11 protein-coding genes are annotated in these 16,883 nt (G+C 44.1%); 2 read left to right on the forward strand and 9 right to left on the reverse strand.

Translation table 11 applies throughout. The features are described from left to right. Nucleotide 1 precedes the first annotated feature (1 nt). Genes G5B30_RS00250 through G5B30_RS00260 form a run of 3 tightly spaced genes read right to left on the reverse strand, consistent with a single transcriptional unit; the run spans nt 2 to nt 3,382 of the window. Complete coding sequence (locus G5B30_RS00250; RefSeq protein WP_165317948.1) at nt 2-1,381, reverse strand: MFS transporter; 1,380 nt, start codon at nt 1,379-1,381, stop codon at nt 2-4. A gap of 5 nt (nt 1,382-1,386) precedes the next feature. Next, nucleotides 1,387-2,547 (reverse strand): mannonate dehydratase, encoded by a 1,161-nt coding sequence (gene uxuA, locus G5B30_RS00255; protein ID WP_206366958.1) that lies wholly within the window; start codon nt 2,545-2,547, stop codon nt 1,387-1,389. 13 nt (nt 2,548-2,560) lie between these two features. Beyond that, the gene (locus G5B30_RS00260) at nt 2,561-3,382 is read right to left on the reverse strand and encodes an SDR family oxidoreductase (RefSeq protein ID WP_165317950.1); all 822 of its coding nucleotides are present in this window, start codon (nt 3,380-3,382) and stop codon (nt 2,561-2,563) included. Nucleotides 3,383-3,541: 159 nt separating this feature from the next. Here G5B30_RS00260 and G5B30_RS00265 point away from each other — a divergent pair, with 159 nt between their 5' ends. Both G5B30_RS00265 and G5B30_RS00270 read left to right on the forward strand, forming a co-directional pair. Beyond that, on the forward strand, nt 3,542-4,534 hold the full coding sequence (locus G5B30_RS00265) for a sugar kinase (protein WP_165317951.1): 993 nt from the start codon (nt 3,542-3,544) through the stop codon (nt 4,532-4,534). A 15-nt stretch (nt 4,535-4,549) separates the two neighbouring features. Beyond that, nucleotides 4,550-5,194, forward strand: a complete 645-nt coding sequence (locus G5B30_RS00270) for a bifunctional 4-hydroxy-2-oxoglutarate aldolase/2-dehydro-3-deoxy-phosphogluconate aldolase (RefSeq protein WP_165317952.1) — start codon at nt 4,550-4,552, stop codon at nt 5,192-5,194. Nucleotides 5,195-5,607: 413 nt separating this feature from the next. Here the strand turns inward: G5B30_RS00270 and G5B30_RS00275 are convergent, their stop codons facing one another. The 6 genes from G5B30_RS00275 to gyrB all read right to left on the reverse strand — a co-directional run bounded on the left by G5B30_RS00275 (nt 5,608) and on the right by gyrB (nt 16,840). Next, nucleotides 5,608-7,857 carry a sodium-translocating pyrophosphatase gene (locus G5B30_RS00275; RefSeq protein WP_165317953.1) on the reverse strand — a complete coding sequence of 750 codons (2,250 nt, stop codon included), beginning with the start codon at nt 7,855-7,857 and terminating at the stop codon, nt 5,608-5,610. Nucleotides 7,858-7,944: 87 nt separating this feature from the next. Continuing rightward, a complete protein-coding gene (locus G5B30_RS00280; protein ID WP_206366959.1) occupies nt 7,945-9,843 on the reverse strand; it encodes an ATP-dependent DNA helicase RecQ in 1,899 nt (632 codons plus the stop codon). Continuing rightward, nucleotides 9,834-11,897 carry a ComEC/Rec2 family competence protein gene (locus G5B30_RS00285; protein WP_206366960.1) on the reverse strand — a complete coding sequence of 688 codons (2,064 nt, stop codon included), beginning with the start codon at nt 11,895-11,897 and terminating at the stop codon, nt 9,834-9,836. The genes G5B30_RS00280 and G5B30_RS00285 overlap by 10 nt, the downstream gene beginning before the upstream one ends. 5 nt (nt 11,898-11,902) lie before the next feature. Continuing rightward, a complete protein-coding gene (locus G5B30_RS00290) occupies nt 11,903-13,957 on the reverse strand; it encodes a helix-hairpin-helix domain-containing protein (protein ID WP_165317955.1) in 2,055 nt (684 codons plus the stop codon). Beyond that, nucleotides 13,947-14,747, reverse strand: a complete 801-nt coding sequence (locus G5B30_RS00295) for a DNA-binding protein (protein ID WP_165317956.1) — start codon at nt 14,745-14,747, stop codon at nt 13,947-13,949. The genes G5B30_RS00290 and G5B30_RS00295 overlap by 11 nt, the downstream gene beginning before the upstream one ends. A 134-nt stretch (nt 14,748-14,881) precedes the next feature. Next, complete coding sequence (gene gyrB / locus G5B30_RS00300; RefSeq protein WP_165317957.1) at nt 14,882-16,840, reverse strand: DNA topoisomerase (ATP-hydrolyzing) subunit B; 1,959 nt, start codon at nt 16,838-16,840, stop codon at nt 14,882-14,884. Between the last annotated feature and the right edge of the window lie 43 nt (nt 16,841-16,883).

Below are 16,883 nucleotides of genomic sequence, written 5' to 3' on the forward strand. Positions count from 1 at the left end.
CTTAGATTTGTACTAACTTCATTTTGGGCACTAATGCTTTCATAATAGCCCATGCTATCAGATAAGCCACAGCACATATCGCAAACATAATCGTATAACCGGTTTCGATGTGTCCCAATGCCTGGTAATAATCAAAAAGGTAACCACCAATCTTGGTGATGACGACACCACCGAGACCTCCGGCCATCCCGCCTATACCGACAACCGACCCCACAGCTTTCTTGGGAAACATGTCCGATACCGTCGTGAAAATATTAGCACTCCAGGCTTGATGTGCTGATGCACCTATCCCAATCAAAATTACAGGCATCCAAAAGCTGTAATGCCCTAAAGGCTGTGCTAATAACACCACAAGGGGAATTACCGCAATCATCAACATGGCCTTCATACGGCCATCATACGGCGCATAACCTTTGTCAATAAAGTATTTTGGGAACCAACCGCCGCCAATACTTCCAACCATTGTCATACTGTACAACACCGCTAATGGAAGCATAATTCCTTCGTCCACTATGCCGTACTGGTCTTTCAGATACGCCGGTAGCCAGAAAAGAAAAAACCACCATACACCATCTGTCATAAATTTCCCCACCGTAAATGCCCAGGTCTGTTTATACCCCAACAATTTAAACCAGGACACTTTCTCTTTCACCGTCTCGGTCTTGGCAGCAATTTCCGCAACCGAGGCACCTTCATCCTGATCACTATTGATATAAGCCAACTCTTCTGCGGATAATCGCTTTTGCTTTTCCGGCTTTTCGTAAAAAATAAACCAAAAGATAAGCCACAGTAATCCTATAGCTCCGATGATCTCAAAAGCCGCTGCCCATCCCCAATGACCTGCTATCCATGGCACTGTTAGCGGTGCTAAAACGGCCCCTACATTTGCCCCTGAATTGAATATACCAGTCGCCAGGGACCGTTCCTTTTTAGGAAAATATTCTGCGGTAGCTTTTATCGCTGCCGGAAAGTTCCCCGCTTCTCCAATCGCCAATATTGTTCTGGAAAACATAAACCCAATGACAGAAACCGGCACTGCAGCTATCCCGATCCACCCCAGTGTTGCTATGATTGCTTCGCCAATAGCGATAGAATACGCATGAATAATGGCACCTATAGACCATATGATAATTGCCCATGCATAGCCCCATTTTGTACCGAGCTTATCCACTATCCGTCCGGCAAATAGCATCGATATCGCATATACAAACTGGAAAATCGCGGCAATATCCGCATAGTCACTGTTTGACCATCCGAACTTCTCCTCTAACGTCGGTTTCAACAGACTCAGTACCTGTCTATCCAGATAGTTCACAGTCGTCGCAAAAAAGAGTAAGGCGCAGATCGTCCATCTGTATTTACCTAATGTTTGTGTTTTCATATTTTTTAGCTTAACAGTCCTAATTCCAATCCTCTGATCTCCGCAAGACCTCGCAATCGCCCTATTGCTGAATACCCCGGATTCGTGATTTTATGAAGATCATCTAACATTTGATGACCATGATCCGGGCGAAACGGGATAGCGGTATCACGTCGTTGGTTTTCTTCAATAAATATCTTTAACACCGCTGCCATATCGACATCGCCGTCGAGGTGATCTGCTTCAAAAAAGTTTCCGTCCTCATCTTTCTTTACATTACGGAAATGTGCAAAATGAACCCTATGTTTGATGGCTTCTGCGATTTCCGGCACATTATTATGAACACCTGCCCCCAAAGATCCCGTACAAAAACATACACCGTTAAAGGACTTGTCTACACCATTGATTATTTTTAAGTAATCCTCCTTGTTGGAAGCAATACGAGGTAAACCTAAGATCGGATAGGGCGGATCATCCGGGTGGATCGCCATTTTTATATTATTCTCTTCACAGACCTCGGCTATTTCCCCCAAAAACCACAACAAATTATCCAGCAAACCATCAAATCCAATCTCTTTGTACACAGTCAAGCTGTGCTGCAAGTCATCCAAGGAGATGTCCTTCTCACTCGGTATCCCCATTAAAACCACTTGTTTCAGGTCTTCAATATCAGCCTCACTGTATGTGGAAAATTTTGCCTTCGCGGCCGTGACAATTTTTTCAGGATAGTCTGCCTCTGCCCCTTCTCTTTTCAGTACAAAAAGATCAAAAGCAGCCAAATCCGTCCAGTTAAAATAAAGGGCTTTGGCCCCATTCGGCATTTCTAAATCCAGCTTTGTACGCGTCCAATCCAATACAGGCATGAAATTGTATGTGATTACATGTATGCCACAGGCCGCCAGATTGCGAAGAGATTGTTTATAATTTTCGATATACTGCCCTGCATCTTCACGTCGCGTCTTAATCGCCTCATGTACCGGTACACTTTCTACCACTGACCAAGTGAGCCCAGATTCTTCAATAATACGTTTCCGTTCTTGAATATCCCCTAATGGCCAAACATCACCATGCCCAATGTGGTGCAGTGCAGTCACAATACCTGTCGCTCCAGCTTGTTTTATATCCTGTAAAGAAACGGGATCATTAGGTCCATACCATCTCCAGGTCTGCTCAAATCTCTTCTTCATTTTATTTTCTATTTTAAACACCACTCCACGCGTTAAATCCGCCGTCGACATATACTGTTTCTCCGGAAACAAATGCAGAAGCATCACTCAATAAATATACGAGCGTTCCTTCCAATTCGGAGGGATCACCCAGTCTTGAAAAAGGCGTACCATCGATAAAACGTTGTGCCCGGGCGGTATATGTACCATCGGTGTTGGTTAGCAGCGTTCTGTTTTGCTCGGTAAGGAATACACCCGGCGCTATAGCATTCACCCGCACCTTATCCCCATATCGCAATGCCAATTCCGTAGCCATCCATTTGGTATAACCGATGATACCATTTTTCGCCACCGTGTAACCCAATACACGGGTTATCGCCTGGCTGGAAGAAAGCGACCCAATGTTCACAATACTTCCGCTACCCTTTTCGGCAATCACTTTCCCGAAAACATGAGTAGGTATAATAGAACCAAAAAGATTAAGCTCAATTGCTTTAATGGTGTCCTGAACATTGGAGGCAAATAAATCCTGATCAGGTGTTATGGTCGCTCCCGGAATATTTCCACCTGCTGCGTTGACCAGTCCGTCAATTGTCCCCCATTTGGATAGAATTTCTCCCTTCGCATCAATCATAGATTGCTCGTCCATCACATTGGCTGCAATAGCCAGACCTTCGCCGCCGAACGATTCAACCATAGCTACTCTTTCGTTAGCCTTTTCTACGTTACGTCCAATAATACAAACCTTTGCGCCTGCCTCAGCCAAAGCTTTTACAAAATTTTTACCTAAGATACCGGTTCCGCCTGTCACAACGATGACCTTATCTTTCAAAGAAAACCTGTCTAGAATGTTCATTTTATAATTGTTGATGAAAGTATCTTGCAATATACTAAGATTAATGAATTAATAAATCACTAATTACGATAACGATTTCGATTATAATTAAGCAATAAGTATTCAGTTTTATTCAATGAATAATTGTACTTTAGCTTTCATTTTAAAAAGTTGTCAATCATGGATCGTGTACTCTGCTTTGGTGAAATCTTGTTAAGACAACAAGCACTGGGCAATTCTTTTTTTGAAAACCACAATAATCTACTTCGTATTTATCCCGGAGGTTCGGAAGCCAATGTAGCGGTCAGTTTGTCCCTCATGGGTACACCGACAAGCTACTTCAGCGCCTTTCCCAAGCATGCTTTATCGGACGAAATTATTTCAACACTCGACGCACTCCACATTGACACATCCAAGATTGTAATCTATGGCGATCGCATTGGATCATACATTTTACTATCTTCCAATGGATTGACAAAAGGGGAAGTCATCTATGACCGAAAATATTCTAGTTTCAGCCTCCTCACTTTGAAGCAACTTGACTTCGACAAGTTATTTGATGGGGTGGACTGGTTTCATTGGACCGCACTGACGCCTGCATTAAATAGTGATATGGGCATGCTGATGGAAACAATCCTTGCCGAAGCGAACAAACGAAAGGTGAAAATCTCTGTAGATTTAAACTATCGCAATAAATTGTGGCAATATGGCAAGGAGCCTATTGAAGTGATGCCACAACTGGTCCGCTATTGTGATGTTGTGATGGGAAATATCTGGGCAGCCAACAAAATGCTCGGTACTTCGATAGATGACACGCTGCACCGCCATACCAGCACAGCGGAATATGTGGCCTACGCAACAAAATCGGCAGATGAAATCTTCGAGAAATTTCCGAAAGTAAAACATATTGCGAACACCTTTCGGTTTATGGACAACCCACAGCACAACTTTTTTTACGGCACATATCATACGCCCGAACATACAACGGTGTCCCAACTCTATGAAACCCATGCGGTCGTGGACCGCATCGGCAGTGGTGATGCTTTTATGGGGGGATTGATACATGCGTTAAAAAACAATAAATCTCCGCAGGAGGTCATCGACACAGCTACAGGTGCAGGTTATCAAAAGCTGTTCGTCGCCGGTGATTTTGGAAACGGAAAATATGAATAATAAATGTACGATGTTATGAATGATATATTAGACGCAATTGCTAAACGTCCCGTGATACCAGTATACTATCATGATGATAGCGATACCTGCATTGAGGTTCTCAAAGCATCTTATGCAGGCGGGATACGCATATTTGAATTTGTAAACCGCGGAGCCAAAGCACTGGAAAACTTCCAAATTCTTTTAGATTATAAAAAAAGGCACCTCCCCGACCTATTATTGGGTATAGGCACCATAAAGACGGCAGAACAGGCGCAGGATTTTATTGATGCGGGAGCAGATTTTATCGTTAGCCCAATCGTTTCGCAAGATATCGCTCAAGTGACTCTTGACAAAGGTATATTATGGATTCCCGGTTGTATGACGCCGACGGAGATTGCCTTGGCCGAATCTTTAGGAGCACCGTTGGTTAAACTTTTTCCGGGCGATACACTTGGACCAAATTTCTTAAAGGCAATCAAACCTTTATTCCCCCATATCAAATTCATGCCTACGGGTGGTGTGGATGTCGAGGAAAAGAACATTCGAGGTTGGTTTGATGCCGGTGTATACTCGGTCGGACTGGGATCGAAGCTATTTAACAAGCCAGAAGGAACTACAGATTATTCCTGGCTGTCCGAGCGGGCTGCACGGCTTTTCGGGTGGATTGACAATAAGTAGGAGGATAAAGCAAGAACAAAATCAAATCTTCCATATAACTGCTTTGAGTTCAAGACAAATTTCAGTTAGTTTTTTAAATAAATACAAGCAATTTTAGAACTTCCTGAACCAAAAAGGGAACATTTTTTTAAAAAGGGTTCATCTAATACCACAAAGGGATCACTTATGACATGTTTTTCGGGGGGATTTTGGTTTATCGGAAGGCGAAGTACAGCAACCTGATGTCTCCCGGAAAGGATGTTGATATCTTTTTGGGTATGATACGGTGGTCGTAATTGCCTTGCAGTAGCACATCCTCTCACGCTCGAAATATGGGCACCAGCGAGATCACCGCACAGGCTGGAGAATAGGTAAATGCGCAAAAAAAGCCGGCTCGTTAAAAACGAGTCGGCTTTTTCTACTATAAAATCGTTCTATTTTTTGACGATCATGCTGTTAATCGTCGGTTCCGCCTGAACAACTTTCTCTTTCACCACTTCCTTATCTTTTTTCTTAGCATTCTCCAACGTATGCTCGCCTAAGATAGGTGCAATTACCAAGCCGACCAGACAGGTCAATTTAATAAGGATATTCATGGATGGCCCTGAAGTATCTTTAAAAGGATCACCCACCGTGTCACCTGTCACGGCTGCTTTGTGTGCTTCAGAACCTTTATACGTCAACTCTCCATTGATCTCTACACCGGCTTCGAAGGATTTTTTAGCATTATCCCAAGCACCCCCGGCATTGTTTTGGAAAATCGCCCACAATACCCCCGACACCGCAACGCCTGCCATGTAGGCACCTAAAGCTTCAGGCCCCATCACGAAGCCTACAATGATCGGCGTAATGATGGTAATCGCTCCTGGCAACATCATTTCACGCAACGCTGCTTTCGTCGAAATATCGACACATTTACCGTATTCCGGTTTTCCGGTACCTTCTAAAATGCCGGGTATCTCCCGAAACTGCCGGCGAACTTCATTCACCATCTCCATCGCAGCCTTACCAACGGACTGCATAGCTAAAGCTGAGAAAACCACAGGTATCATACCGCCAACAAACAACGCTGCTAATACGTCTGCTTTAAAGATATTAATCCCATCGATTCCGGTAAACGTCACATAGGCTGCAAACAAGGCCAAGGCAGTCAGCGCTGCTGATGCGATAGCAAATCCTTTACCCACCGCAGCTGTTGTATTTCCTACAGAATCAAGCACATCGGTACGCTGGCGTACTTCCTTCGGCAGTTCACTCATCTCCGCAATACCACCGGCATTGTCAGCAATAGGGCCAAATGCGTCAATAGCCAACTGCATCGCTGTCGTTGCCATCATGGCCGAAGCAGCAATAGCCACACCATAAAAACCGGCTAAAGAATACGACCCCCAGATCGCCAAAGCAAATAACAAGACGGACGAACAAGTCGACATCATACCTGTAGCAAGTCCCGCGATGATATTTGTAGCTGCACCTGTCGACGAGTTTTTCACGATATTTAAAACCGGCTTTTTTCCAAGCCCCGTATAATATTCTGTAAAGGATGAAATCAGCCCTCCCACAGCGAGACCGACAATGGTCGAATAAAAGATATTCATACGGGGAACGTCTTGTATGCCTTCACCGAAGAACTTCATACGAATAACCTCCGGAAGCATATATTGAATCAGAAAGAAACACGCAATCACCGTCAGAATAATCGCTGCCCAGTTACCCAGATTCAAGGCCTTTTGTACCTGAGCTTCCTTGGCATCGTTACCGGATACTTTCACAAAGAAAGTCCCGATAATCGAGGCTAATATGCCCACACCCGCTATAACTATCGGCAATAAAATCGGCCCCATACCGTGGAAGGCATCAGTATATGCCTCACCGTTCGCCTCGGCCATATCTTTAATAATATAGTTACCCAACACCATGGATGCCAACACTGTCGCCACATACGACCCAAACAAATCGGCTCCCATTCCTGCGACATCACCGACATTATCGCCGACATTATCTGCAATCGTCGCCGGATTGCGTGGATCGTCTTCCGGAATACCGGCTTCTACCTTACCCACTAAATCTGCACCCACATCGGCAGCTTTGGTGTAAATACCCCCTCCTACGCGTGCAAACAAAGCAATCGATTCAGCACCCAGTGAAAAACCTGCTAAGGCTTCCAATGCAACGGTCATTTCATGATAGAAATTGCCGCCGTCGGTGACGAACATTTTTATAAACAACAAAAAGAAAATGCTTAATCCCAGTACAGCCAATCCTGCAACACCAAGTCCCATGACAGTACCACCTGAAAAAGAGACTTTCAAAGCTTGTGGTAGACTGGTACGTGCAGCCTGGGTTGTACGTACATTCGCCCGGGTGGCAATGCGCATGCCGATATTCCCTGCCAAAGCAGAAAAGAAAGCGCCAAAAATAAAGGCCACAACAATAATCCAATGGGTTGTTTCGACAAGTGTCGATACAACGAATAAAGCGATAGATGCTATAATGACGAAGATGAGAAGAATACGGTACTCGGCCCTTAAAAAGGCCATCGCTCCCTCTTGAATACTTTTAGAAATAAACTGCATTCTGCTTTCGCCTGAATCCTGTTTCCCAACCCAATTGGCTTTGGAAACCATAAATAGAAGCCCCAATACGGCAAGTACTGCGGGTAAGTAGATCATAAACTGTTCCATATAATAAACGTTCGTTTTTTGGTTGTCGACTAAGCTATCAATTTTTTAGGAAAAACAAAATAATTTAGCGAAATCTTTTAGAGCGATCTAATTTATAGCCCAACGGTATAGCTCTTCTTCAAGCTCAACTTTCCCTTCATCGACCAACGTTCGGAGCACTTCAATGCGTTTGCTTTCCGTACCGACAGTAATTGAATCAATGAGGTCATGGAGTTGACGTGGATTTTCAAGCAAGAGCATACGTATTTGTTGCTCAATTTTTTGCTCTTGTTGATAGTTGTGCTTCTGGATAAGACAATGGTCACAGGCACCACAGGGCTCCGAATCTTCTTCTCCAAAATAGCGCAACAAAGCCTGGCTTCTACATCCTTTTGTATCCAAATAATGGTATATGGCCTTGATCTGCTCTTCTTTGATTTGTTTTTGTTCCTCAATAAAGTCAGTGTCTATATATAGATTTTTGTAATCCACCCGGGATTGCAAAAACTGCAATTGGGGCTGATCAGTACTTTTCAGATAAGAAAGAAGCTCTTGTTTCTGCAAACTTTGGAGCATATCGACTACCGTTGCATAGGAAACCTTTAATTTTCGGGCAAATTCATACTCATGGATGGGCACATAGAAATCGAATATGCCGCCATAAGACCGCAGCATAGTTTTGATTAAGGGATCGTATTTTGCCGACTGTACCTGAAATTTATAAAGCTCCTGAAAATCGACTTCAAATTTTACCCGAGACGGAATAAATACGGCGTCCGACAATGTCAACCAACCAGCCCGCGCCAAAAATTTCAATGCACTGATCGTCTGCATCATATCCAATTCGTACTTCTTCGCAAAATCGACCACATCAAAATCGACCGTCAGATCTTTGCCTGCACCGTAGGCGATCTGATAATAATTATGGAGCTGGTGATAGACCTGTTGGATAAAGGGTATAGGCGGAAAAGAAGACAAGAAAGATGACCATAAGCGATCACGATCCTCCTGTTGAAATAATAAGACCGGAAATGCCTTTTTTCCATCACGACCAGCTCGACCGGCCTCCTGATAATACGCTTCCATGGAGTCAGGAATATCCAGGTGGATGACGAACCGCACATCGGCCTTATCTATTCCCATGCCAAAGGCATTCGTGGCGACGATAATCCGTACCTTTCCGCTACTCCAGGCATCTTGCTTGTGTTCCCTTTCTTTTATAGCCAATCCCGCGTGGTAATAATCTGCAGGAATTCCGTGGTTTACCAAATACCGTGCGACTTCCTGCGTCTCTCTCCTATTCCGTACATAGACAATCCCTGCTCCCCCCATCTTATTGATAACCCGAAGCATTCTGCCCATCTTGTTCTCTTCGTCGAGGGCCATGTAGGCCAGATTGGGTCGTGCAAAACTTGCTTTCAATACATGGAGAGCTTTAAATTGCAATTGCTGTTGTATGTCCTCGACAACGCGTGGTGTAGCTGTTGCCGTCAGCGCAAGGACAGGTACTTTCGGATGCAGTTCCCTTAATTGGTTGAGTTGAAGGTAGGATGGTCTGAAGTCATAGCCCCATTGTGAAATACAATGTGCTTCGTCAATGGCAAAAAGATTAACCTTCATATAACGGATACGTTCCTTCACAAGGTCAGAGTGGAGCCGCTCGGGTGCGATATAAAGGAATTTAATCTTTCCATAGATGCAATTGTCCAAAGCGATGTCTATTTCCCGATAACTCATCCCCGAATAGATAGCCAGCGCTTCAATGCCTTTCGCATGAAGATGTTCGATTTGATCTTTCATCAGGGCAATTAGGGGACTAACGACGATGCATATACCCTCCTGGACTAACGCAGGAACCTGAAAACAGATCGATTTACCCCCACCTGTAGGCATCAATGCAAGGGTGTCTTTCCCTTGCAGTACGGCGTGGATAATGTCTTCTTGCAAAGGCCGGAATGTGTCGTACCCCCAATATTGTTTTAACGCAGAATGAATGGTCACTTCCATAACTGATACCTATTCCAAACATACGCAAAATTATCTTTTAGCCAATATACCGCTTCAATATCTGTATTGGTCTCCCTTATCTTCCTTGCCATAAGGTTGTCGGTATGGCTTCCATTTATGATAATCTGCCCTCCCTTTTTTAATTTTTGCATCGGGTATGAGGATATTATATTATGATTGTACCAAATAGCAAAATCAATCGAATCGGGCGTTTCTGTTGTCCACTTCTCCGTCACTAACGCGATGGTCTGATCGCCCACGTGAATAAGCGCATTACGGTTCTTTTCGTCCGGAATAGGAATAAACTGTATGGCATCTGTATCGGCGTAATACGCCAGATCGGGTAGCACATGAAATACAAGTGTCGGATGGCTTATGGAATCAAAGGAAGAAAAGAGAGCTACTCTTCTATCTTCGATATAGGCGAGGGCGAGCCCTGATCGGACATTGTACACGTTCAATCCGGCGTAATTTATTTTCCCAATAAACTGCCAACAAAGGATAGCACCCATGGTCCCCAATAGGCCTGTGCTTACGAGAATGGCACCTTTACTTTTGTTCGCCAGCGAAATCGTCAAACCCACAACAAACAACAAACCGAATACGACGAGAAGTGGGGGCCATGCTATGCCACGAATGACCGCAAATGGCAGATCAGTCATCCACTCCAACCCGGCTATCGAAAAAGCTAGCAGCATATCCAATAGCTTCCCCAGATAGATATTGACGATATGAAATGGGCAAAGGGCCAAAGTAAGCCCAACATACATAATGGCGGTACTCGGTAGGGCGATAAACAGATTGCCGAACAAAAAATAGGTAGGAAATTGCCCAAAGTAATACAGGACAACAGGCAGGGTAAACAATTGCGCCGCGATGGAGACATAACTGTATTCCACGATCCATGCTAAGTACGTATTGGCTGGAAGATAACATTGCTTCATATAGGGATAGAGCAGTACGATACCGGCTATAGCTAGATAAGACAGCTGAAATCCGACATCAAAAAGGGATTTTGGGGCGTATAAAAGAATAAAGAAAGCGGAAGCAGCAAGGGTATTCAATGGAACTTGCTTTCGACCAATCAGCGTGGACAGCAGGAAAAAGGATATCATAATTCCCGCCCGCAATATGGGCGCTGCCATACCCGTTAGGACCACATAGGACCAAATGGACAACAGGATAATCGTACTCCGTATGATTTTTCCATATCGGCGTCGATCTAGCCATCCGAATAAAAAATTTAAAAAACCAAAAACTAAGCCTACATGTAGACCGGAGACACTCAGGACATGGACTGTCCCTGTATCCGTAAATGCCTGCAAGGTGTCCGAATCGATCTGCGATCGATGTCCGAAAATCAGCGCACTGACGACCTGAAACGCCTTTTCGTTCTGCAAATAAACGTCAAATTTATCCATCAAGGTTTTTCTTGCCCGTAAGGCTGTTGCAACGAGAAAGTTTCCGCCGTCGTGCGATAATAGCTGATACTGCTCAGTGGAAAGAAAACATTGAAACCAGACATCTTTGTTTGCCAGATACGCTTTGTAGTCAAACTCGTGTGGATTATGCGGCGGTGGCACCTCTTTTATCCTATTCGCAACAGCAATAATATCGCCGTATTTCAGTGAAATTTTGAGACTATCACTTCGGGCGATCGTCACCATTAAAATACCTTGTGCCGATGTAACATGCCCTGCTTGTTGCGCCGATTGAACGTGCAAGGGAAACCGAATACTCTTTTGGCGAACGACGGGCTCATCGGCAATTTGTCCGATATAGTGATCGGCATCGATGGCGGCAAAATAATCCGATTGTACAGCAGGCCTGGTTTTAACAGCCGACCAGTATCCTAAGGTTATTAAGAATAACAGCGCGCAAACGGTAATACCAGAAGATTTCCAATAGCGATATCTTGGATATACATGTAAAAAAATAATGCCAGCACCAAGTATGGATAATACCGTCACTACAACGAGCAAATTGATATACTGCACTACAAAATAATGACCCCACGCGATTCCCAGCACGTAAGGCAACAATACTTTAACCATCGGAACTACCATTGCCACCTCAGCTGCAAAGTAATATCAGACTTGCTGTTACCTGGTATTTTGTCTAATCCGGAACCAACGCTTTCTTTATTGTTATATATCGTACGTGCATATCTCGCCCAGAAGTCTACACCACGGGATACCCGCCAACGTAGGTTCAGGTAGGTACGTATACCTTTATCATAATATACCGGAAAACCGGAAGTATATAACACATTGTTCTCGTAGGCATATATCCGCGCGTTATATCCCTTTGTATGGAAAAATGCCAATCTTGTATTGGCCTGCAGCTTTCCACCGTAACCTTTCCAGAATACATCCTGATAGATCAGTCCTCCATCTCCTTGTTCTACATCCTCTTTGTCGTATCTCGTCCACTCTGCCCTATTTCTTATCCTCCAGACCTCGTTTAGTTTGTATTGAAACTCTAAACGAAGCTGATGATGCAACACATTCGCCAGCAGATTTTCATGACGACCACTCAGCAAGGCGTTTTCCTGGCGGACGCGATGCCGATATCTTAATTTTAACCTCCCCCTTTTATACCACGTGTAAGTCAGCTGCGTCAAAAAATCGACACCTGAACTTGGCCCGTCTACCCGATATCTCAACCACGGAAATCGGAAGGCATCGACATATACGGCGTATTCGAACCGACGATTAGGATGGTACGTTAAACCTGCATAGAATCCTTTCTCATTTTTAACATGCGAACCCTCGCCTGTTGCGCGCGCATAAGGTGCATCATAGTCCCGTGAATAATTGCGATAATGGACAACCGCGGATAACTGCGGATGCAAACTGGCCAGCATACCCTGATTCAGCGCCATGCCTCCGCCTACGCGCTTTGCCATCTCGCCAAACAAGTACACATTTTTAAATGTATAATTATAATGTATGCCGAGCTGCTGCAAGTGATTTCCTTCGAAATCAAACTGTTGGTACAGCGCCTTCCCAGACATCAACGTATGCACAAAGGAAGTCGACAAGTAAGTCAGTCCAAGCTTAAGCCGGTCTCGTCTGTACGAAAGATCTGTACCATAATTAAATTGTTTAATCGACCTGCGGTTTGCTTGTTCAGTAGGTGTGCGGTGCAATCCGGAATAATTTATGGAGGTAATGACTGGCTCTCCATCTCCGTTCTGTTCGATATTTCCAGACAACTTATTGTACGATACAAAAGGTGTAATTTCCCATGATCCTACGCCGATCGTGCCTGCAATACCACGTTGGAAACGGTTTTCGCCCATAGAAGAATAAGGTTGTAAACCTCTTCCTTCTTTCGCTATGCCTCCCGCCCATGCTCCTTTTCCAAAACTAAGGCCATTCCATAGTATTAGCCCCTGCCCAAATTGCAAGATATAATCGCCGATAACCACCTGTTTGACGCTACGATTCACGTGCTTAAAAAGAATATGTCCGGAATAAAAATCAAAACCCGACGATTGCTTCTCCTGAAAAAAAGGCTCTCCGGCATCTTTCTCCATGTTCCAGGCTATACGAATCTTATCCTCGTAATTGAGTTTATAGCGAACCGCATATCGGTTAGGATCGCCAAGATAATGTGAACGCGTAGGATCTTTGACGGCATATCCTGCTTGCTGCTCCAATACGCGCCCGTATTTTATAAGTATCGCCTGCTCAACGGATTTCCAAGCGGTGTTTACATCTAAATCTTTCCATATTGCAGGTGGCCTCACTTCCACAAATAATTTCAGCAACTGAATGGTACGGTCATTCAACTCCGGGATGCTCTGTAACTCCAATACAGACAAAAACGCTCCGGTAAGTATTCGGTGATTCAAAATACTTCGGATCTGTTGCGGTGAAAGGAATATCAAGTCCGCCAATTGCTCCGCGTGGACCGTATTGAGATTTAAAGGCTTTTTCTTATAGGCCCAAAGTCTATCCACCACCTCACTGAGATCTACTTCTTCTGCCGAAATCTCTGTCAACTGCTCGATCAACATTTCTTCCATATCTAACATCTCCTGGGCTATGCAAAATACCGGAAGAATATAGAGCGGAATGAGAATATATAGCACGAATTTAGAAATCATACGCTATAGCCAATTGAGGAGAAGTTCCGAGTCGTGGATGGAAAGCGGAGGCGATATCGACATGTAGCTTATTCAGCACAAGTCCGACACCACCAAAATATTGCGTAGGATGTGAAGCGACCCCTCCCCGCACCACGACGCGTGAGTCTACCGCATATTCGATACCACCACGATAGTCCAATGACGTGTATAGACCGTAGTACATATCATACGCTATTCGCAAGGCGGTGGATAGCTTATAATAAAATCCGATACCGAACTCTACCGGAATATATGCGGGGACAACGTCTTCATGCTGCGCTTTGGTCACATTCCGGGCTAAAGCGCCGATCGTTATATCGTCGTTGGCATAATACTGAAAGCCCAAATCCAAGGAGAGCGTGTTGTCGTTCTCATAGTTCGTGACATAATACCGATGCGAATTGACACTGATTCCACTGGAAAAATGACGTCCAAACTGTTTCGCATAACTTCCTCTCAACGTCAGCAAATTCGCAACTCCCTGTAACCCGTAGCTGTTCATACCAAAAGCTAATGTACTGGATGATGCAAAGGGCAGTGCTGCAAATACAGCCTGTGATTGAATTTCGGACGAAAAAAAATGATTCTGATAAGCAACACCGAACGCCATACTTTCCAATGAAGCAACTCCTGCCGGATTATTCGAAATACTATACAACGATCCTTGTGCCAGCCCTGTATTTCCCATGGCTAAAAAGGGAGCCGCATTGAACACTTGTGCCGACGCTTTCAATGAAAAAAGCAGCAATAAAATAGTCTTAAATAACATGATTTGATTAATTTATTTTCGTAAAAATATATATAATATTTTTAACTTCAAAATAAATAAATTAATCAAAATCAGCTCTTACAAAAAAAGGTCAGACGATTATCGCCTGACCTTTTCCATAATTTAATATATGACTAAATATCTATCTTTGCATACCGGGCGTTTTTCTCGATAAACTCACGTCTCGGAGCAACTTCATCGCCCATCAGCATAGAAAACACACGATCACATTCCGCAACATTCTCAATGGTTACCTGGCGCAAGGTACGATGTTCTGGATTCATGGTGGTATCCCACAATTGTTCAGCATTCATTTCTCCCAGACCTTTGTACCGCTGAACATGCACACTATCTTCCTTACCCGCACCCTTTAGGCGCTGTATAGCAGCCAGACGCTGATCTTCAGTCCATGCATATTCAAATTCTTTACCTTTTTTTACGAGATAAAGCGGAGGTGTGGCAATATATACATACCCTTTCTCAATAAGTTCACGCATATACCTGAAATAGAACGTTAGTATCAATGTTGCGATATGACTACCATCCACATCGGCATCCGTCATAATGATAATCTTATGATAGCGGAGCTTTGCTGTATTCAACGCTTTCGGATCTTCTTCCGTTCCGACAGATACACCAAGAGCAGTGAACATATTTTTAATTTCCTCGTTCTCGTATATTTTGTGCTCCATGGCTTTTTCCACATTCAGGATCTTACCCCGAAGTGGCATGATAGCCTGATAATGGCGATCTCTCCCTTGCTTCGCCGTACCACCGGCCGAGTCCCCCTCCACAAAGAAAATCTCACACACAGTCGGATCGTTGCTCGCGCAATCCGCTAATTTTCCCGGCAAGCCGGAACCGCTCATCACGGTTTTACGCTGCACCAGGTCACGTGCTTTTCGTGCAGCTGCACGTGCTTGTGCCGCAATAATTACTTTTTGAACAATAATCTTCGCTTCACGGGGGTTTTCTTCCAGATAAGCCCCCAGTATCTCACCCACAGCCACATCCACGGCACCCATCACCTCTGTATTTCCAAGCTTTGTTTTGGTCTGCCCTTCAAATTGTGGTTCTGCAACTTTAACAGAAATGACCGCTGTCAACCCTTCCCGAAAATCATCGCCTGTGACTTCCACTTTCGAATTCTTAAGAAGACCCGAGTCATCAGCATACTTTTTCAGGATACGGGTCAGCCCTCTTCTAAAGCCAGACACATGTGTACCTCCTTCTATCGTATTGATATTGTTGACATAGGAATGTACATTTTCAGAATAGGTATCATTATATTGAAAGGCCAGTTCGACCGGAGTACCTTGTTTTACCCCTTCCAGATAAATCGGTTCTGGAATTAACGCCGACCTATTACCATCCAGAAACTTCACAAACTCTTTGAGGCCGCCTTCGGAAAGAAACGTTTCCACTTTTTCCGATCCGTCTTCATTTACTTCCCGCTCGTCACGCAAGGTCAGCTGAACTCCCTTATTGAGGAAAGCCAGTTCACGAAGACGGTTGGCAAGCGTATCGTAATTGTAGACTATAGTTTGGGTAAAAATCTCCACATCAGGCAAAAAGGTTACAATTGTCCCCGTAACATCTGATGTTCCGACTTCTTTTACCGCGTACATCGGCTTACCACGTTCGTACTCCTGTTGGAATATTTTGCCTTCGCGATGCACTTCCGCCTTCAAATGTATAGACAATGCATTTACACAGGAAACACCTACCCCGTGAAGACCTCCGGAAACCTTATACGTATCTTTATCAAATTTACCACCGGCGTGCAATACAGTCATAACCAATTCCAACGCAGATTTATTCTCCTTCTTATTGATTCCCGTTGGGATACCACGTCCGTTATCTCGCACCGAAATCGAATTATCTTTGTGGATAGTGACATATATTTCCGTACAGTACCCAGCTACCGCTTCATCTATAGAGTTGTCTACGACTTCGTAGACCAAATGATGCAAACCCTTCGGACCTGTATCACCGATATACATAGAGGGCCGCTTACGTACAGCTTCTAATCCTTCTAATACCTGAATATTATCCGCTGAATACGTACTCGAATTCTTCTTTTCTTCGCTCATTTATTTAGTTTAAAAATAACAGATTCTTATAGCTCAAAAATAA

Origin of the sequence: Sphingobacterium sp. SGG-5, assembly GCF_011043525.1 — a bacterium.
GTDB lineage: Bacteria > Bacteroidota > Bacteroidia > Sphingobacteriales > Sphingobacteriaceae > Sphingobacterium.

What these genes read in the sequence shown, in the direction of transcription:
- G5B30_RS00250 (WP_165317948.1), bottom strand. Translation starts at nt 1,381, where the DNA reads ATGAAAACACAAACATTAGGTAAATACAGATGGACGATCTGCGCCTTA.
- uxuA (WP_206366958.1), bottom strand. Translation starts at nt 2,547, where the DNA reads ATGAAGAAGAGATTTGAGCAGACCTGGAGATGGTATGGACCTAATGAT.
- G5B30_RS00260 (WP_165317950.1), bottom strand. Translation starts at nt 3,382, where the DNA reads ATGAACATTCTAGACAGGTTTTCTTTGAAAGATAAGGTCATCGTTGTG.
- G5B30_RS00265 (WP_165317951.1), top strand. Translation starts at nt 3,542, where the DNA reads ATGGATCGTGTACTCTGCTTTGGTGAAATCTTGTTAAGACAACAAGCA.
- G5B30_RS00270 (WP_165317952.1), top strand. Translation starts at nt 4,550, where the DNA reads ATGAATGATATATTAGACGCAATTGCTAAACGTCCCGTGATACCAGTA.
- G5B30_RS00275 (WP_165317953.1), bottom strand. Translation starts at nt 7,857, where the DNA reads ATGGAACAGTTTATGATCTACTTACCCGCAGTACTTGCCGTATTGGGG.
- G5B30_RS00280 (WP_206366959.1), bottom strand. Translation starts at nt 9,843, where the DNA reads ATGGAAGTGACCATTCATTCTGCGTTAAAACAATATTGGGGGTACGAC.
- G5B30_RS00285 (WP_206366960.1), bottom strand. Translation starts at nt 11,897, where the DNA reads ATGGTTAAAGTATTGTTGCCTTACGTGCTGGGAATCGCGTGGGGTCAT.
- G5B30_RS00290 (WP_165317955.1), bottom strand. Translation starts at nt 13,957, where the DNA reads ATGATTTCTAAATTCGTGCTATATATTCTCATTCCGCTCTATATTCTT.
- G5B30_RS00295 (WP_165317956.1), bottom strand. Translation starts at nt 14,747, where the DNA reads ATGTTATTTAAGACTATTTTATTGCTGCTTTTTTCATTGAAAGCGTCG.
- gyrB (WP_165317957.1), bottom strand. Translation starts at nt 16,840, where the DNA reads ATGAGCGAAGAAAAGAAGAATTCGAGTACGTATTCAGCGGATAATATT.